The organism is Serratia sp. Ag1, assembly GCF_000743355.1.
Lineage (GTDB): Bacteria > Pseudomonadota > Gammaproteobacteria > Enterobacterales > Enterobacteriaceae > Chania.
The window spans coordinates 268598-286421 of the sequence record NZ_JQEI01000023.1; the positions used below are offsets into that span (position 1 = coordinate 268598).

Here is a 17824-nt window from a genome sequence, read left to right on the forward strand (position 1 = left end):
GTCTTAAGGTGTGAACAAGAAACCGCTGCCAAAGGCGCGGGGGTTAACCGGCTTAAATCTCTTTCCTGCCTAAAAATCTTTCCTTCATCAATGACAACGCGATTGCGGCATCAAGCACCGGCGAAGGTGGCAGATAATTGGCTTTGCCGAGTTCTAGCATCGCCCCGATCAGCGGATTGTCATGGCCGAGTGCGTAGTCTGCCAACAGGGTCCCGGCGATGGTCTGCTTAGAGACACCCGCGCCGTTACAGCCACCAGCAGTATAGATCCCCGGCTGCAACTCCCCCCAAACCGGCGCGCCATTGCGGGTGACGCTGATGGTGCCAGACCAGGTGCGCGTGATCGGTACATCCTTCAACTGTGGGTAGATTTTACTGAAAATCTGCTGGTGCAGCCGGGTGGCCTGATAAGTCTGTGCGGCGGTTATTCTGCCGTTCAAGGCCGGTGTCACATGCTGGCGGATTAAGAAGCGGTGATCCTGGGTATAACGTAAGGTTGCCCCGGCAATTGCATTGACCGGGGTTAACCCCCAACTGCTCATGGCCGGGAGTTTTTGCCGCTGCTCTGCGGTTAATGGTGCAGTGATGCTGGCAAAGGTCGCCATGGCGGCCTGTTTGCTGGTGACTGGAGCAAGCTCTCTGGAAAGGGCGTTGGTGGCCAGCATGACTTTGCCAGCTTTAATCGTGCCGTAGGGGGTAATGACCTGAGCCACCTTACCGGGGCGGATCGCCAGCACCGGCGTGTGGTTATAGGCGCTGATATTGTGTGGCAAATGACTGGCTAAACCGCTGATCAGGCTGGCGGGGTTCACCAGAATGGCGCTCGGGGTATAAATCCCTTTGTGATAAAAACGGGTGCCTAACTTCTGATAAAGCGCATCCTGAGTGAGGATCTGATAGGGTTCACTCATCACATCCAGGTTATCGGTGTATTCCTTCAGTACGCGTTCATTGTGGCTGTCGACCTGGCAATGATATTTACCAACGTTCTCCCACTCACATTCAATGCCTTGTTGTTCAATCAGGGTTGCTAACTGGTTGATACCCTCTTGCAGCAAAGAACGGTAAGACTGTGCCTTTTTGAGTTCCGCCGTTGAACTGCCGATATTGTGCGGTAACCCAATGATAAAACCTGAATTTCTTGCTGAGGAACTCTCTGCCGCGCAGGCTGCATCAATAACGATGATTTTCAGCTGTGGTGCATGGGCTGCCAACCTTCTGGCAAAGGAGATACCGGCAAATCCTGAACCGACGACCACCCAGTCGGCTTCGGTATCGCCGATAAGCACAGGGTAAGCCGTGGGTAACCGATCATCTTTCAGCCAACCATTCTGGTTCTGATTTAACGGTACTGATGCATATTTCAAACGTATGTCCTTGCTAAATTCTGGCTCGCGCCTGGGTTCGAGCGGCAAGCTTGATGACGATTGCGGGCTATGATACATCGAGTGATGCTCCCACTCACCCGCCTTGGTTGTCATTGACCAGAGTCAACTGAAATAAAGGATAAAATAAAACGTCGTGGCTAGCTTCGCGTTCGCCAACTCAGTCTTGGCCGTGTTGCGGGCATCGCCAAAGGTACGTTTTTCCTCAGTCAGCAAACGTTTCAGTGGACGTTCGAAGAAGAAGCTACGCGCTACTGCATCAGGGCCGCCTCTTGTGCCAGATCGCGGCTGTAGCTGCGGCTGGCGTCGACCAGCATCTGGGTATAGGCGGTTTTTGGTGTCTGGGTAGTTAAGTCGCTGGTAGCCAGGGTTTCTAGAATACGCCCATATTGCATCACCGCCACTCGATGGCACAGATGGGCGATCACCCCCAAATCATGCGTCACCATCAGATAGGTCAGCTTCTCCCGTTGCTGCAATTCCGCCAGCAGGTTAAGGATTTCCGCCTGTACCGAAACGTCCAACGCCGAGGTCGGTTCATCCAACAGCAGCACCTGCGGTTCGAGGATCAGCGCGCGGGCAATCGCCACGCGTTGGCGTTGGCCACCGGACAACTGGTGCGGGTAGCGGGTACGGAACGCCGTGCTCAGCCCGACCTTTTCCAGAATGCTATCGATGCGCTGGTGGCGATCGCTGAAGCCATGAATCGCCAGCGGTTCCTCCAGAATCGACTCCACCCGGTGGCGTGGGTGCAGCGAACCGTAGGGATCCTGAAACACCATCTGTACGTTGCGGCAGCGCTGGCGCTCTATCCGGTGTTGTAAAGGATGGCTGTCGATAGCTAATTCACCCGTCCAGTGGTTAAACAGCCCGGCAAGGCACTTCAACACCGTGGTTTTACCAGAGCCGGACTCGCCGACCAGACCAAAAATCTCACCGCTGTTCACCGCCAGGTTAACGTCGAACAACACTTGGTTCTGCTGGCTCCCTTCACCAAATTTCAGATTCAGGTTCTTCACTTCAATCATGGTTGCAACTGACATAGGTTTGCTCCTTAACCATCGAGCCAAGCGGGATCGCGCACCATCACCGGCAGCGTGGCCCGGCGATGGGCAATATCCGGCAGCGCATTGAGCAGCCCCCGGGTGTAAGGATGTTGAGCGTTATCCAGATCGCAGGCCGCGATCGATTCCACCACCCGACCGGCGTACATCACCAGTACCCGATCGCAGAAGCTGCGTACCAGATTGATATCGTGGCTGATAAATATCAGCCCCAGGCCGCGTTCCTCCACCAGATCGTCGAGCATGGCCAGCACCTGCAAGCGTACCGAGACATCCAGCGCAGAAGTCGGTTCATCGGCGATCACCAGTTCCGGCCCGGTGATCAGCATCATCGCGATCATAATGCGCTGCCCCTGGCCGCCGGAGACTTCATGGGGATACAGCCCGTACACCCGCTCGGGCTGGCGGATGCGCACCACGTTGAGCATGGTCATTACCCGCTCTTTCGCTTCGGCGCGCGACACCTTATGGTGTGCCAGATAGGCTTCGGCGATCTGATCGCCGACGCAGACCACCGGGTTCAGCGAATACTTCGGGTCCTGCATAATCATCGACATGCGCTTGCCGCGCACCTGGCGCATGGTGGCTTCGCTCACCTCCAGCAGGTTGGTATCGGCGAAGCGCAGTGTTTTGGCGGTAATGCGCGCGCTGCCCGGGTGCAAGCGCAGCAGCGCCCGCCCGACGGTGGATTTGCCGGAACCCGATTCCCCGACAATCGCCAGCTTCTCTTTACCCAGGGTAAACGAGACCCCACGCACCGCATCCGTTACCCGCGTGCCGTTGAAAAAGCTGACGCGCAGATCTTCCACCTCCAGTAACGGGGCAGGTTTATTCAGTTCTAGGATCGAGGATGTCACGTAAGCCATCTCCTAAAAAGTTGAATGCCAGGCTGTTCAATAAGATTGCCAGCCCAGGAATGGTCACCAACCACCAGCACTCCATCATGTAGCGCCGTCCGCTGGAGATCATCGCGCCCCATTCCGGGTCAGGCGGCTGTGCGCCCAGACCGAGGAAGCCCAGACCGGCGGCGGTGAGGATGATCCCGGCCATATTCATGGTGATACGGATGATCACCGACGGCAGACAGAGCGGCACGATATGGCGCAACAGGATGCGCAGTGGGGAAGCACCTTGCAGTTTTACCGCCGAGATAAAATCCGCGTTGCGCAGCGAGAGGGTTTCCGCCCGCGCCAAACGCGCAATCGGCGGCCAGGCGGTCAGGGTGATCGCAATCACCACATGCTCCAACCCTGGGCCCAAGGCGGCAACGAAGGCCAATGCCAGCACCAAACTGGGGAAGGAGATAAAGATATCGGTAACGCGCATCAGCACCGTATCCACTTTGCCGCCAAAGTAACCGGCCACCACGCCAAGCATCAGGCCGATAGGGCCAACGGTCACCGAAACCAGCGCCACGATATACAGCGTGATCCGCGAGCCATACACCAAGCGGCTGAACTGATCGCGGCCAAACTCGTCGGTGCCGAACCAGTGAGCGGCTCCCGGTGCTTGCAGGGCATTCGCCAGATCTTGCGCCAGCGGATCGTGGGTCGCCAGCCATGGGGCAAATAGCGCGACCAGGATTAACAGAAAGACAATCGCCGCGCCGATGGCGGTGAGCGGGTTCTTCAGCATCAGCAGCAGAAAATCCAGCACGCCACGCAGGAAAAGCCTCAGCTTGCCGCTGGCTGCGCCCGGTTGGCGCAGTTGCAGTGTCGGTTCAGAGGAGATATTCATGCATTGGTCCTCGGATCGAAGAATTGATACAGCATGTCGGAGATCAGGTTGAGCGTGACGAAAATCAGCCCAACCAACAGCACGCAGCCCATCACCGCATTCATGTCGCCAAGCAGCAGACTGCCGGTCAGATAGGAACCGAAGCCCGGCCAGGAGAACACGGTTTCGATCAGCACCGCCCCTTCCAGCAGTGAGCCATAGGCCAAGGCCACCACCGTCAGTAGTTGCACCAGAATATTGCGGAAAGCGTGCGACCAGAGTACGCGAAACTCCGACAGCCCTTTCACTCTGGCGGTGATGATGTACTCTTGTGACAGTTGCGCCAGCATAAAGCTGCGCGTCATACGGCTGATATAAGCCAGCGAATGGAAACCGAGGATCGTGGCGGGCAGCACCAGGTGATTAAGAGCACTGCGGAACACCTCCCATTCACCCGCCAGCGCGGAATCGATCAGCAGCAGGCCGGTGCGGTTATCCACCAGGCCATCGTAAGCCATGTCGACCCGTCCAGCGCCGCCCACCAGATTCAACCAGGCATAAAACACCAGTAACCCCATCATCCCGACCCAGAAGATCGGGGTGGAATAACCCGCCAGGCTGATAAAGCGCACGATATAGTCTGCGAGCTTGCCACGGCGCGCTGCCGCCATCACGCCTAAAGGGATCCCAAGACCAGCCCCCACAAGGATCGCCATGGTGGCCAGCTCGACTGTGGCGGGGAAGACGCGGATGATGTCGTCCACCACCGGGCGGCCAGTCAGCAACGCATTGCCTAAATCCCCCTGCAGCAGCGAATGCAGATAAATAAAGAACTGTGTCCAGAGGGGTTTATCCAGCCCCAATTGTTGGTAAACCTGTTGATAGGTACTTTGATCTGCATCCTGCCCAACAATCGCCAGGACCGGATCGATAGGCATTACCCGGCCTATAATAAAAGTCAGTATTAATAAACCAAATAGCGTAACGACTACCTGTAATAAGCGCTTACTCAGGCGGCGTAATAAGCCATTGGGTTGTAACCAATCAGAGTAATTCATGTTTTCCTCTCAACATGATGCGGAATAATAATGCCCAAATCCGTCAGGCATTATTTTCCGTTTTAATCAGATGTGAGTCGTAGGCAAAGATAATGTAATTAACATTGCTCTTGGGTAAATAAATTAACGCTGCTTATACACGCCACGTAAATGCGTGGTGGAAGATGGGTGTGGAATATAGTCGATAATATCTTTACGCACGACCACGGAATCCACCATCTGAGAAATCGGTAAAATAGCAGGGTACAGAGCGTCATAACGGTTTTGCACCGCGATATATAACTGCTGCTGTTTCTGCTGATCTTTTTCAACCAGCGCCTGGTCGATCATTTCATTCAGCTGTTTATCGTAGAATGAGGTGCGCCAGCCCTGGAAGTTGGTCAGTTTGGCCGCATCGCTGTTATCCGGGTTATAGGCAATCGAGCGCAGGCTGGAGTGTGGATGGGGATCGACACCGCCACCGCCGCGCCCAACCAGCATATCGAACTGACGATCGCGCATGGCACCGTAAACCTGGTTACCGGTGCCTGACATGATCTTGGCATTGATACCGGCCTGAGCCAGCGTGGACTGCACGGAGGTGGCGATATTGATAAATGGCGGATCGGCCAGCACGCGCAGGGTGGTGGTAAAGCCGTCAGGGTAGCCCGCTTCTGCCAGCAGCTTCTTGGCGTAGGCGACATCCAGCTTGTAACCAGGATCCGGCAACGTGGCGCTCATGCCCTTTTGGATTGGCCGCTGATGGTACAGGCCGTAACCGGGCATGATGGTTTTGTTGATGCCATCGTAGTCAATCAGGGAACGTACCGCCTCACGGACTTTCGGATTGGCGAAATGCGGCTCTTTGAAGCTCATGGCCACGTAGTAAATGGTGCCTTTGCTCACGTCGTCGATGACGATCTGCGGATCGTTCTTCAGCGCGTTGATATCAGGCACCGACATACCGGTGGCGATATCGATATCGCCTTTTTCGATCATCAGGCGCAGCGCCTGTGATTCGGTCATATGGCGGAAGATCACACGCTTCATTTTGGCGTCGTCGCGCCAGTAACTGTCGTTGCGGCTCATGCGCAGCACGTCTTTCGCCTGCCAGACATCCAGCTTGAACGGCCCGGAACCGGCCTCATTGGTGGTCAGCCAGCCGTTGCCCCAGTCACCATTTTTTTCATGCTGCATCACCGTGTCGTGATCGAGGATCGAACCGCTGCCCAGCGTTGCCAGCGAGTAGATCACCAGTTTGGGGTCGGTAGGCTTGGGCAGTTCGATCTCAATGGTCAGTGGGTCGGTGGCCCTGATCATTTTCTCCACGTTGTCGGCGGTAAATCCGTACGACTTCCAGGTGGTCGCCTGCGCCATATTCAGGTTCAGCAGGCGCTTCATCGACCAGGCAAAGTCGCTGGCTGTCAGTGGGTTACCCGAGTGAAACTTCGCCCCCTCCTGCAAGTGGAAAGTGATCAGCTTGCCGTCTTCGCTGATTTCCCAGCTTTTCGCTGCGCCGGGCAGCACGTGGCTCAGGTTGACGGGATCCAGCTCAACCAGTGAATCATAAAGGTTAACAATAATGCCGACGGCGTCGTTACCGGTCATTGCCGCCGGATCGAGTGAGAGCAGATTGTTCATGTTCATCCCAACGATCAGCTGATCGTTGGGGGTTTTAGCGTTGACCACGGCAGGGCTCGCCGTGGCAACCAGTAGGGAAAGGCAGAGGGAACGTAATATCAATGTTGTTTTCATGGACCATCTCCAAGTGGGATAGGACTCTGATGTTATTGTTATCGAAAACGGGGCTTATTCCGGTGCGACCTGATGCGCCGCGATATAGTCGAAGTTGATATCCTCACCCAATCCAGGCCGTGTCGGCAGATGCACAAAACCTTCTGCATCCATCGGGTCAATGAGGCTGTTGAGATAGGCCGCAGGCTCGTCGTAATCGAGGAACGGATGCAGCAGACCGCGTTCGTACCAGCGGCAGTTGCGGATGGCACCCACGACGGCCAGATTCGGCGCACCGTTGCCGTGGATCTCACAATCCATGCCAAAGGATTCCGCCAGATGGGCCACTTTCAGGCAAGGGGTGATACCGCCAACGCCCTGTACACCGGCACGCAAGATGTCGCAGGCACCCGCTTTAACCCAGTCCGCGCGGCTGAAATACTTGCCCGACAGGCTTTCTGGCCCGATCACGTCGATATCCAGGTTTTGCGTCAGCCAGACGTAAGAAGCCATGCTTTGCTCCTCCATCGGCTCTTCAAACCAGGCGAAATTGAGCTTTTGCAGTTCGCGACCGATGTAAAGGGCGTCGCTGCGGCTGTACCAGTGGTAGCCATCCAGCATCAGGGCGATATCCGGCCCCACGGCCTCGCGGACGGCGGCACAGGCGCGGACATCCATCTTCGGGCTAGGTGAAAAAGACACTGGCGGCATCCAGGTGTGCAGCTTGATGGCTTTATAGCCGCGTGCAACCAGTTGCTCGGCAAAGCGGCCATATTCCTCCGGCGTTGACAGGCCCCCGCTCAGCTCATCACCACACATGGTGCTGCCATAGGCCGGGACTTTCTCGCGGTAGCCCCCCAGCAGCTTATGCACCGGTAAATCCAGCTTACGCCCCAGCAGATCCCAGATGGCCTGCTCGGCAATAGCCAGCGCGCGGTCAGTCAATTGATTGGCGCTGCCGCGTTGCCAATGCACCAGATCGTTCCACAACCGTTCGCGGTCGAACGGGTTTTGCCCAATCAGCACCTTACGGAAAAAGGAGTTGATGATATGTGGGCGGATCACCTCCGGTGGCGCAAACGCATAACCCGCGCTGCCATCGTCGCAGGTGATGGTCAGCATTGCCATTTTTGCCAGTGACTTCGGGCCCGGGTGGGAATGCCCAGCGCTGTCGGAAACACGACGGGTGGGATAGGTGAATACCTGGACGTTAATAGATTCTATTTTCATGGTGTTACCAGCCTCGAATTATTTTTGGTACAAAACCTTGCTTATATTAATGTCATTTATCCCGATTTAATAAAATTATGTTCCATTTAAAAGGAAATGATATTTCATTTTATTGAATTATTGAGGATGTTCATCCAATAGTCATTAGGAAATTAATGCAAATTGCTTCGAGAATAAGGTTGTCACTTGGGCGGATGCACAAGCGGCTGTGAGTCGTATCACAATGAGCTTGGCGTGCGTAGCGGCTCATCTTGGGTGACGGTATTGATGCTGGATATCAACGCAGTCTTAACTGAAAACGACGATAAATGCTTAAAGCAGGCCCCGAGCACACACGGCATAAATTGATTGATTTTGAAACATAAAACTCTGAGTTCGGCCTGCTGCTACGCGTACCGATGGTTTGAGAAAAGCATAAAGCGCGTCTACTCTAACTGATATCCAGAAGGAGTTTTCCACGGTGACATGCAAATCTGTAGTGGTGTGGATCAATATAACCTTACAACTGCTATTGCCGTTGAGCCTCTCTTTTTATCCTGCAATAGCCAAAATGTTGGCTCCTGCAGCGCAAACGGTTTCGGCTATGCCGCATGAAACCGAACCCTATACTCTGGCAACGGGTGAAACCGTTTTTCTTATTGCGAAAAAATATCATCTTACGGTTGAGGAATTAAAAAAAATTAATCAGTTTCGCGCATTTTCAAAACCCTTCGAACAATTGGGCAGCGGCGATGAAATTGATATTCCGCACGCGGCGGCGCTAACGTTGAAAAACCACCAGGAAGAGGCTCAAGCGGCACCGGCCCCTCAATATCAAGAACGGTTGGCCCACAATCTGTTAAAGGGTGCGACGCTGCTGGCTGACGATAACACGCCACAGGCCGCCGCCGGTATGGCGCGTTCAATGGTGGTGGGGGAGGCCAACGACTCCATGCAGCACTGGCTGAGCCAGTTTGGCACGGCCCGTGTTCAGCTTAACCTGAATGACCAGCTCAGCCTTGAAGGCAGCTCATTCGACATGCTGGTGCCGCTGTATGACGATCGGCAATCCTTATTTTTCAGCCAGTTTGGGGTTCGCAACAAAGACAACCGTAATACCGTCAATCTCGGCGCAGGCATTCGCACCTTGGAAGGGAACTGGATGTATGGGGCCAACGCGTTTTTTGATCGTGATATGACGGGCAAGAACAACCGCGTTGGTTTTGGTGCCGAAGCCTGGACGGATTATTTGAAGTTATCGGCTAACAGCTATCTGCGCCTGACCAATTGGCATCAGTCCCGCGACTTTGCCGATTACAACGAGCGCCCAGCCAACGGTTACGATCTGCGGGTTGACGCTTATTTACCGGCTTACCCACAGTTAGGCGGTAATTTGGTGTACGAACATTATTGGGGCAATGAAGTGGCGCTGTTTGGCAAGGACGACAGGCAGAAGGATCCGTTTGCCTTCACCGCTGGGATTAACTACACGCCGATTCCCTTGATCACCATCGGGGCAGAGCACCGCGCCGGTAAAAGTGGCAGAAACGACACCAATATTAGCGTCCAGTTGAATTATCACCTTGGGGAACCCTGGCAGACACAAATCGATCCCTCGGCGGTGGCCGCCAGCCGTACATTGGCTGGCAGCCGTTACGATCTGGTGGAGCGTAATAACAATATTGTGCTGGAGTATCAGAAACAGGATCTGATCCAACTGGCATTACCGGATCAGATGAGCGGCAGCGCGTTTGAAACCATCAAAATAGATGCGCAGGTAACGGCAAAATACGGGCTTGAAAGAATCGATTGGGATACTGCAGCGTTAGTGGCGGCGGGGGGCGTGGTGCAGCAAATCTCTGCGCAGAGTATCTCGATAAAACTGCCGCCTTATACTGCGGGCAGTAATATTTATACCTTAGGGGCGGTGGCTTACGATAGCCAAGGGAATGCCTCAAACCGCAGCACGACGCAGATCGTGGTCACGCAACAGGTGGTCAGTCAATATCATTCTACTTTACAGGTTGCACCGGCTGAAATACCGGCAGATGGCGTGGCCGAGAGCCTGATCACCCTCAATTTAAAAGATACAAACAACCTGCCGGTCAAGGGCGTGGGCGATCAACTGACGCTAGACTTGCAGTTTACGCCAGATGCGGCGGCAGCTCAGCCGGTTAACCAGCCTGTGTTGGGGGCGATAACGGAAACCGAACCGGGTATTTATACCGCGCAGTTAACCGCAGGGTTCACTCATGGTGAAGTGATTATTGTGCCAACCATCCAAAATATCTCTCTGGCATCAGCTAAAGTTATTTTAACGGAAAGCAGCCATACCCCGAATCTGGATAATTCCATTTTCAGCGTTGAGCCAGCAGAGATTGTTGCTGATGGTATACAGACCAGCATCCTTAGCTTTAGCGCTAAGGACGATCGCCATCAGCCGATTACCGGGTTAAAGCTGGCCTTTGAGGTGACGGGTGAACCGGAAGTGACCCTGAGCCCAGTCACGGAAAATAACGGCGTGTATAGCGCGACCCTCAGCGGGGTGGTGGCGGGCAGCGTCACGGTCATCCCGACGGTGAATGGCGAAGCGATGGCGGTGGCGTCGCACGAAGTCAGGCTGATTGCCGATCACAGCACGGCGACTATTGGCCTGACCATCGTTAACGATGAGGCGCTAGCTGACGGGATTGCTGCCAACAAAGTGCAAGCGCGGGTGACAGACCTGCATGGTAACCCCCTTGATGATGTGCCTGTGGAGTTCGATGCTGATAACGGGGCGACGGTGATCTCTCCCGACGGCATGACGGATGCCGAAGGGGTGGTGAAGACGCAACTGGCGAATATCAATCCGGGTATCACCAGAGTCACTGCCAGCACCGCTGGCCATGAAGAACAGATTGAAATCTATTTTATGGCGGAGACGCCCAAGAAATTACTGATCTACCACAACGGGGCTGAATTGACTGAGCATCCGGTCGTTGGCGATAAGCTGGTCGCAGTTGCCATGTGCTCAATTGCTTTATGTAACGGGGTGTCAATAAGTTACCAGTGGGAAGTGGAGTCTGCGGTGGGTTCAGGGGTATTTGTCGCGATTCCTGGCGCGACTTCAGAAACATTGACGGTGACAGGGGATTTACAGAAACGGGCTATTAGAGTGGTTTCGCATTAATTCTGGCTATTCCAAGCGGTACCGGAATGTTATTCAAACGTTGATTTTGAGTACAGATAGAGGAAAGAAAACGATGAAGCATAAAATAGGCTCTCTGCTATCGGGGATGGTGCTCAGCATGCTGATCATAGGATCAGCCTGGGCGGCAGTCACGTCCACGCCAACCTCTACCGTAAGAGGGCGAGCTCCGGTGGTGACACAAAGCACCATCGTTTCAGACAATGCCAGCGGCAATGGGCTGATCGATATTGGGGATACCTTGAGTATCAGTACTCCCGGCACGTTCAGCGATGAAGACGGTGACATCGCGATACCGCAAACTTATCAATGGCAGGCTGATGGTGCAGATATTCCCGGCGCCACCAGTAATACCTACACCATCGTTGCCGGTGATTTAGGCAAAACCATCACGGTGCTGGTCACCCCGCACACCGACCCGGCGATTACCGATCCGGCAGAAGGGCTGGCCGTGGCCTCAAATGCCCTGACGGTGATTGCGGGTGGTATCGTCACTGGCGTGACGGTCACTGGTGAAGTGGGCGGCTATCCACAGGTTGATACACCTCTGGTCGCTACCGCAACTTGTGCGGGTGGAACCTGTACCAATGTGACTTACCAGTGGCAGATCGAAACGGGTGTCGGCACCAATGCCTTCAGCGACATCAGTGGCGCAACCAGCAATACCTATACACCAGTACGGACAGATCAGCGGCTGAGAGTGCAGGTTGTGGTTGGCAACGCACCATAAAAGTCAGTTCAGGCAGGCTTGATCGGGTGTCAAGCCTGCCTATTTCACTAATCAGGTATGATGGATACGCTGAATGCTGCGCCGCGAAAGTATCTTTAAGGTTTTGTTATGCGCGATATTACTGGCTTTGATTCTCATTATGAGCCAGGCGGTACAGGCCGTTCAGCAATCCACCACGCCAGTTCATGGCCGCGCGCCGAGCGCCGCGCCATCGGTCAATAATACCCAACCACAGGTTGGGGACGTTATTACGGTCACCTCTGCTTTCAACGACGTCGATGGCGATGCTGAGCAGGGAACAACCTATCAGTGGACGTTAGACGGTGCCGCCATCAGCGGGGCGACGGGGCCGAGCTATACCCTGGATCTCAGCGATATTCTGGCGGGCAGCGAACTGAATGTGATCGTCACCCCGCAGACCGATCCCAATATCACTGTCCCTAGCGAAGGGCTACCGGTTCAGCTACCGACGCCGATCAATATCAAGTGGCAGCGAACCATTGCCAGCCTGGCGTGGGTGGAAGCGCCGTTGGGCGTCGTGGCCGATGGGCAGGCGCTGAATACCGTGCGTGCGACGGTGCAATATCTGGATGGCACACCCGCCGTGGGGGCCACGGTGCTGTTTGATGCCGACAATATGGGCAACATTTCCGCCACGGCGCAAACGGGGATCGACGGTGTGGCGACCGCTTACGTGAGCAACGTGATCGCCGGAACCACGCAGGTGACCGCCCGCATTGATGATGACTCAAAATCTATTGATACACTGTTTGTCGCAGGCCCGGCCTACGTTGTTGATGCGGAAGTGACGCAGAATAACGCGCTGGCGAATGGCGTTGATGATAACAATGTGCTGGTCAGCGTAGAGGATAGCCAGGGCAATAGTGTGGTGGGGGAAACCATCACTTTCACTGCGACAAACGGCGTGACGCTGAGTAAAACCAGTGCGCAAACCGACAGCGAAGGCGAGGTTACCGTCGCGATCACCAGCGAGTCGCCGGTCAGCAGTGCGATTACCGCCACTGCCAGCAATGGCATTGCTTCTACGGTGGCCGTTGATTTCTCTGAAGAGCTGCAAATGACGCATGTCATCGCCAACGGCGCTTCTTTCTCGGTTAATGACGGATTCCCAAGAACCGGATTTGTCGGTGCAGAGTTCCAACTGGTGATTGGCGAAACCCCGGCAGGCAACAGCGACTACAACTGGAGCACCAATCAGAGCTGGGCTAGCGTGGATGGCAACGGCAACGTCAGATTCAATCAGGAACCGAGCGCGGGCAATAACAGCGTCACGGTGACGGCTGAACATCAGAGCAATGGGACTTCATTAACCTACCGGTTCACGGTTAATCGCTGGTTCAGAAATAATAGTTTCAACTTTATGACGTTCAGCAATGCTGCCGCCTGGTGCAGTTCTCAAGGCGGCGGCTATGCGGTGCCGGGCTATGCCCAGATGACCGACAGAACGCCAACCAGCCAGACCGGGGCTAACCGCGATGCCGATGGCCGCTTGTGGAACGAATGGGGCCCTATGGGCCGTTACTCTGACGGTTGGTTCTCGGGTAACTATTGGGCGGCTGAACTGGTCAGCGCGGGCAATGCCCGCCATTACGTTTATTTAGGCAATGGCAACTTGTTCGACTTCCCGCTCGATGGCGCCACCTATGTCACCTGTTCGCGATCGTTTTAAACAGGCAGCGCATTCGTAAAGCTACGTGGGTTCGGCCAAGGCTGCGGGCTGCTCTGCCACCAGATCGAGCAGGTGAGCCAAACCTGGGTTGTTATTCTTTTGGTGCCAGACCATCAATAATTCGATCTGCGGGGCATTGGCCGGTAGCGGCCTGAACACTACGTTGGCCGACTGAAAATGGCAGACATAGCGCGGCACGATAGAAATCCCCAGACCCATTCCTACCAGATTCATGGTGACCAGAATATTGGTGGCGGCCTGCACGGTATTGGGTTTGCTGTGGGCTTGCGCCAGATAAGCTTCTACCATCTGATACAGCGCGCCCGAGTGGGCCGGATCGGTGCTGATAAAGTTTTCGCCATGCAGATGTTGCGGGCTGAGCTGTGTTTCCTGGCTTAACGGGTGGTTGACGTGCATCACCACCATCAATGGTTCACGATAAACCACACGATAACTCAACTGGTTACTGGTAATGGGCCGCCGCATAAAGCCAACATCAATTTCCCCTTTCAACAATTTCTCTTCCTGCTGAGTGGTAATGAGACTGACCAACTCGATATGGGCAGCAGGGAGCTGCTGACGCAATGGGGGCAGAACGTCCGGCAGGATATTCACCTCTGCGCAGGGAACAAAACCGATGGTCAGCCGCACCTGCTCCTCCATGGCTTTACGTGCCAGGTGTTTGGCCTGTTCAGAGAGGGCGAGAATATGCGTCGCCTGTTGAAAAAACACTTCGCCAGCGCGGGTCAGTGACACCTGACGGTTATTTCTGGCCAATAACGGTACGCCGATACAGTGCTCAAGATCTTTGATCTGGCTGCTCAGTGAGGGCTGTGACGTATGCAGTTTTTCCGCTGCCCGCGTGAAATTAAGTTCCTCAGCTACCGCGACAAAATACCGTAAGTGCCTTAACTCCATGCTTTTTCCTCTCATCATAGAAAAAATGTCTAGTACGGTAGATTTTTACTATTTCACAAACTAGCAACTGGAAAGCAACATCCTTTGCGCCAACCCCTACGAAGGTCAATACATCTCTTGAATGAGGATTAAATAATATGACCACGAGCGCAAAATTAGACATCTACGGCTTGATCGACGCTAAAAACGGGCAAGTTACGCCCCGTATCTATACCGATCCGGAAATTTATCAATTGGAACTGGAGCGGATTTTTGGCCGTTGCTGGCTGTTTCTGGCCCATGAAAGCCAGATCCCAAAACCAGGAGACTTTTTTAACACCTACATGGGTGAGGACGCGGTGGTGGTGATTCGCCAGAAAGATGGTTCCGTCAAAGCGTTCCTCAACCAGTGCCGACACCGCGCGATGCGTGTCAGCTATGCCGACAGCGGCAACACCCGTGCCTTTACCTGCCCTTATCACGGTTGGTCTTACGGCATTGATGGCGAACTGGTTGAAGTGCCGCTGGAACCGCGCGCCTATCCGCAAGGGCTGTGCAAATCGCATTGGGGGCTGAAAGAAGTGCCTGGTGTGGCATCGTACAAAGGCCTGATTTTTGGCAATTGGGACACTAGTGCCCCTTCATTGACCGACTATCTGGGGGATATGGCCTGGTATCTGGATGGCCTGCTGGATCGCCGCGAAGGCGGCACCGAAATCGTTGGCGGCGTGCAGAAGTGGGTGATCAACTGTAACTGGAAATTCCCCGCCGAACAGTTTGCCAGCGATCAGTATCACGCCTTGTTCAGCCACGTCTCGGCGGTGCAGGTGCTGGGCGGTATGGCAGATGGCAGCGAGAAAAAACTCGGTAACGATCAGACCCCGCGCCCGGTGTGGGAAACCGCCAAGGATGCGGTGCAGTTTGGTCAGGATGGCCACGGCTGCGGTTTCTTTTTCACCGAACAACCGGATGCCAACGTGTGGGTTGATGGTGAGGTTTCGCGTTATTACCGCGAAAGCTATGCCGAGGCGGAACAGCGCTTGGGCAAGATCCGCGCGCTGCGCTTGGCCGGGCATAACAACATTTTCCCCACCCTTTCCTGGCTGAACGGCACCGCGACGTTGCGGGTCTGGCACCCACGCGGGCCAGATCAGGTCGAAGTCTGGGCATTCTGTATCACTGATAAAGCCGCATCGCCTGAAGTTAAAGCGGCATTTGAAAACAGCGCCACCCGCGCCTTCGGCCCTGCCGGTTTCCTGGAACAGGATGATTCGGAAAACTGGTGCGAAATCCAGAAGCTGCTTAAAGGCCATCAGGCCCGCAACAATCCGCTGTGCCTGGAGATGGGGCTAAATCAGGAGACACGCCGCGCTGACGGTGTCCCGGGGATCACCAACTACATCTTCTCTGAAACTGCCGCGCGCGGCATGTACCAGCGCTGGGCGGATCTACTGAGCAGCGCAACCTGGGAAGAAGTGCAAGAGAAAACTGCGGCGTATCAACAGGAGGTGATGAAATGAGTATGTCCGTCTCTTTTGAGCTCCATCATCAAATCAGCCAATTTCTCTATTACGAAGCCGCGCTGCTGGATGATTGGGATTTCCGTGCCTGGTTAGAACTGTTGGACGAAGACTTGCGCTACACCATGCGCACGACCGTCAATAGCCAGACCCGCGATCGGCGTAAAGGTGCGCAGCCGCCAACCACCTGGATCTTCAACGACAGTAAATCGCAACTGGAACGCCGGGTGGCGCGTCTGGAAACCGGCATGGCCTGGGCCGAAGAACCCCCGTCGCGCACGCGCCACTTTGTCAACAACTGCGTGGTGAGCGAAACCGCACAACCTGACGTGTTTTCTGTGCGGGTTAACTATCTGCTGTATCGGGCGCAGAAAGAACGCGATGAGACGTTTTACATCGGTACGCGTACCGATCTGCTGCGCCGCCGTGATACATCGGCGGGCTTTGGCCTGTGCGGGCGTGAAATCATTCTCGATCAGGTGGTTATAACCTCCCATAACCTGAGTGTACTTTTCTGATGAAGCGAATTCATGCCTGTTTTGCTGAGGAACTGCCGGAAGGGGAAGCCCTGCGGCTGAATACTGACCCCGTCATCGCGCTGTTTCACGTGGGGGGCGAATATTATGCGCTCAACGATCGTTGCAGCCATGGCAATGCCTCAATGTCTGAAGGCTACATCGACGATGACGCCACGGTGGAGTGCCCGTTGCACGCCACCAGTTTTTGCCTGAAAACCGGCAAAGCGCTGTGCCTGCCAGCCACGATACCGCTGCAAACCTACCCGGTTAGCGTGGTTGACGGGGCCGTGTTTATCGATATCCCGGAGGGAGCCTGATGTCCGATCTTAAGGATGATGTGGTGCTGATTACCGGTGGCGGTTCGGGCTTGGGGCTGGCGCTGGTGGCCCGCTTTATTGCAGAAGGTGCCCGCGTGGCAACCCTCGAACGTTCGGCAGAAAAAGTGAGCCGGTTGCAGCAGCAGTTTGGCGAGCGAGTGGTTGCCGTGCAGGGGGATGTGACCTGTTTTGCCGATAATCAGCGGGTGGTAGAGAGGGCACTTTCGCGCTTTGGCAGCCTGGACTGTTTTATCGGCAATGCCGGGATCTGGGATCATAACGCCTCGTTGCTGGCGACCCCGGCTGAGCAGTTGCAATCCGGTTTTAACGAACTGTTTGGCGTCAACGTCAAAGGTTATTTGCTGGGGGCCAAGGCCAGCGCTGCGGCACTGATCGCCTCCGGTGGCAGCATGATCTTTACGCTCTCCAATGCCGCCTGGTATCCAGGCGGCGGTGGCCCGCTGTATACCGCCAGCAAGCATGCCGCCGTGGGGCTGATTCGCCAGTTGGCTTACGAACTGGCCCCCAAGGTGCGGGTCAACGGTGTTGGGCCGTGCGGCATGGCCAGCGATCTGCGTGGCCCACAGGCGCTGGGGCAGCAGGATACCTCGATTATGCAGTCCCTCACGCCAGAAAAGATTGCGGCTATTTTACCCTTGCAGTTCGCCCCTGAGCCGGAAGATTTCACCGGCCCTTATGTGATGCTGGCGTCGCGCCGCAATAATCGCACGCTGAGCGGCGTGATGATCAATGCGGATGCGGGCCTGGCGATCCGTGGTATCCGCTACGTGGCGGGTGGCTTGTCGTTATAGGAGCCC

General features: G+C 55.1%; 15 protein-coding genes. 7 read left to right on the forward strand and 8 right to left on the reverse strand.

Going from position 1 to position 17824, the window contains the following annotated elements; translation table 11 throughout:
- Positions 1-52 precede the first annotated feature (52 nt).
- The 7 genes from IV04_RS14590 to IV04_RS14620 form a co-directional block, all read right to left on the reverse strand.
- Complete coding sequence (locus IV04_RS14590) at positions 53-1366, reverse strand: FAD-binding oxidoreductase (RefSeq protein ID WP_037394420.1); 1314 nt, start codon at positions 1364-1366, stop codon at positions 53-55.
- Positions 1367-1635: 269 nt separating this feature from the next.
- Positions 1636-2412, reverse strand: coding sequence for an ABC transporter ATP-binding protein (locus IV04_RS14595; RefSeq protein WP_037394927.1), 777 nt, complete (start codon positions 2410-2412; stop codon positions 1636-1638).
- A gap of 26 nt (positions 2413-2438) precedes the next feature.
- Positions 2439-3305 carry an ABC transporter ATP-binding protein gene (locus IV04_RS14600; protein WP_037394416.1) on the reverse strand — a complete coding sequence of 289 codons (867 nt, stop codon included), beginning with the start codon at positions 3303-3305 and terminating at the stop codon, positions 2439-2441.
- Positions 3277-4185, reverse strand: coding sequence for an ABC transporter permease (locus IV04_RS14605; protein ID WP_037394413.1), 909 nt, complete (start codon positions 4183-4185; stop codon positions 3277-3279). Before IV04_RS14605 ends, IV04_RS14600 begins: the two co-directional genes overlap by 29 nt.
- Complete coding sequence (locus IV04_RS14610; RefSeq protein WP_037394411.1) at positions 4182-5222, reverse strand: ABC transporter permease; 1041 nt, start codon at positions 5220-5222, stop codon at positions 4182-4184. Before IV04_RS14610 ends, IV04_RS14605 begins: the two co-directional genes overlap by 4 nt.
- 123 nt (positions 5223-5345) lie before the next feature.
- Positions 5346-6956, reverse strand: coding sequence for an ABC transporter substrate-binding protein (locus IV04_RS14615; RefSeq protein WP_037394409.1), 1611 nt, complete (start codon positions 6954-6956; stop codon positions 5346-5348).
- A 54-nt stretch (positions 6957-7010) separates the two neighbouring features.
- Positions 7011-8165, reverse strand: a complete 1155-nt coding sequence (locus tag IV04_RS14620) for a mandelate racemase family protein (RefSeq protein ID WP_037394407.1) — start codon at positions 8163-8165, stop codon at positions 7011-7013.
- Between the two features lie 460 nt (positions 8166-8625).
- Between IV04_RS14620 and IV04_RS14625 the strand changes: the two genes are divergently transcribed.
- The 3 genes from IV04_RS14625 to IV04_RS14635 all read left to right on the forward strand — a co-directional run bounded on the left by IV04_RS14625 (position 8626) and on the right by IV04_RS14635 (position 13754).
- Complete coding sequence (locus IV04_RS14625; RefSeq protein ID WP_152562886.1) at positions 8626-11316, forward strand: ZirU family protein; 2691 nt, start codon at positions 8626-8628, stop codon at positions 11314-11316.
- Between the two features lie 73 nt (positions 11317-11389).
- Positions 11390-12064 (forward strand): ZirU family protein, encoded by a 675-nt coding sequence (locus tag IV04_RS14630; protein ID WP_037394404.1) that lies wholly within the window; start codon positions 11390-11392, stop codon positions 12062-12064.
- A 139-nt stretch (positions 12065-12203) separates the two neighbouring features.
- Positions 12204-13754 carry an Ig-like domain-containing protein gene (locus tag IV04_RS14635; protein WP_231566224.1) on the forward strand — a complete coding sequence of 517 codons (1551 nt, stop codon included), beginning with the start codon at positions 12204-12206 and terminating at the stop codon, positions 13752-13754.
- Positions 13755-13775: 21 nt separating this feature from the next.
- Here the strand turns inward: IV04_RS14635 and hcaR are convergent, their stop codons facing one another.
- Positions 13776-14672 carry a DNA-binding transcriptional regulator HcaR gene (gene hcaR, locus IV04_RS14640; RefSeq protein ID WP_037394398.1) on the reverse strand — a complete coding sequence of 299 codons (897 nt, stop codon included), beginning with the start codon at positions 14670-14672 and terminating at the stop codon, positions 13776-13778.
- 137 nt (positions 14673-14809) lie between these two features.
- Between hcaR and hcaE the strand changes: the two genes are divergently transcribed.
- Genes hcaE through hcaB form a run of 4 tightly spaced genes read left to right on the forward strand, consistent with a single transcriptional unit; the run spans position 14810 to position 17818 of the window.
- Positions 14810-16171 carry a 3-phenylpropionate/cinnamic acid dioxygenase subunit alpha gene (gene hcaE / locus IV04_RS14645; RefSeq protein WP_037394395.1) on the forward strand — a complete coding sequence of 454 codons (1362 nt, stop codon included), beginning with the start codon at positions 14810-14812 and terminating at the stop codon, positions 16169-16171.
- Positions 16168-16689: a 3-phenylpropionate/cinnamic acid dioxygenase subunit beta gene (gene hcaF, locus IV04_RS14650; protein WP_037394392.1), complete on the forward strand. Its 522-nt coding sequence runs from the start codon at positions 16168-16170 to the stop codon at positions 16687-16689. The genes hcaE and hcaF overlap by 4 nt, the downstream gene beginning before the upstream one ends.
- Positions 16689-17006 (forward strand): 3-phenylpropionate/cinnamic acid dioxygenase ferredoxin subunit, encoded by a 318-nt coding sequence (gene hcaC / locus IV04_RS14655; RefSeq protein WP_037394390.1) that lies wholly within the window; start codon positions 16689-16691, stop codon positions 17004-17006. The genes hcaF and hcaC overlap by 1 nt, the downstream gene beginning before the upstream one ends.
- On the forward strand, positions 17006-17818 hold the full coding sequence (hcaB, locus tag IV04_RS14660; protein WP_037394389.1) for a 3-phenylpropionate-dihydrodiol/cinnamic acid-dihydrodiol dehydrogenase: 813 nt from the start codon (positions 17006-17008) through the stop codon (positions 17816-17818). The genes hcaC and hcaB overlap by 1 nt, the downstream gene beginning before the upstream one ends.
- Positions 17819-17824: the final 6 nt, after the last annotated feature.

What these genes read in the sequence shown, in the direction of transcription:
- IV04_RS14595 (WP_037394927.1), bottom strand. Translation starts at nt 2,412, where the DNA reads ATGATTGAAGTGAAGAACCTGAATCTGAAATTTGGTGAAGGGAGCCAG.
- IV04_RS14605 (WP_037394413.1), bottom strand. Translation starts at nt 4,185, where the DNA reads ATGAATATCTCCTCTGAACCGACACTGCAACTGCGCCAACCGGGCGCA.
- IV04_RS14610 (WP_037394411.1), bottom strand. Translation starts at nt 5,222, where the DNA reads ATGAATTACTCTGATTGGTTACAACCCAATGGCTTATTACGCCGCCTG.
- IV04_RS14615 (WP_037394409.1), bottom strand. Translation starts at nt 6,956, where the DNA reads ATGAAAACAACATTGATATTACGTTCCCTCTGCCTTTCCCTACTGGTT.
- IV04_RS14620 (WP_037394407.1), bottom strand. Translation starts at nt 8,165, where the DNA reads ATGAAAATAGAATCTATTAACGTCCAGGTATTCACCTATCCCACCCGT.
- IV04_RS14630 (WP_037394404.1), top strand. Translation starts at nt 11,390, where the DNA reads ATGAAGCATAAAATAGGCTCTCTGCTATCGGGGATGGTGCTCAGCATG.
- IV04_RS14635 (WP_231566224.1), top strand. Translation starts at nt 12,204, where the DNA reads ATGAGCCAGGCGGTACAGGCCGTTCAGCAATCCACCACGCCAGTTCAT.
- hcaR (WP_037394398.1), bottom strand. Translation starts at nt 14,672, where the DNA reads ATGGAGTTAAGGCACTTACGGTATTTTGTCGCGGTAGCTGAGGAACTT.
- hcaE (WP_037394395.1), top strand. Translation starts at nt 14,810, where the DNA reads ATGACCACGAGCGCAAAATTAGACATCTACGGCTTGATCGACGCTAAA.
- hcaF (WP_037394392.1), top strand. Translation starts at nt 16,168, where the DNA reads ATGAGTATGTCCGTCTCTTTTGAGCTCCATCATCAAATCAGCCAATTT.
- hcaC (WP_037394390.1), top strand. Translation starts at nt 16,689, where the DNA reads ATGAAGCGAATTCATGCCTGTTTTGCTGAGGAACTGCCGGAAGGGGAA.
- hcaB (WP_037394389.1), top strand. Translation starts at nt 17,006, where the DNA reads ATGTCCGATCTTAAGGATGATGTGGTGCTGATTACCGGTGGCGGTTCG.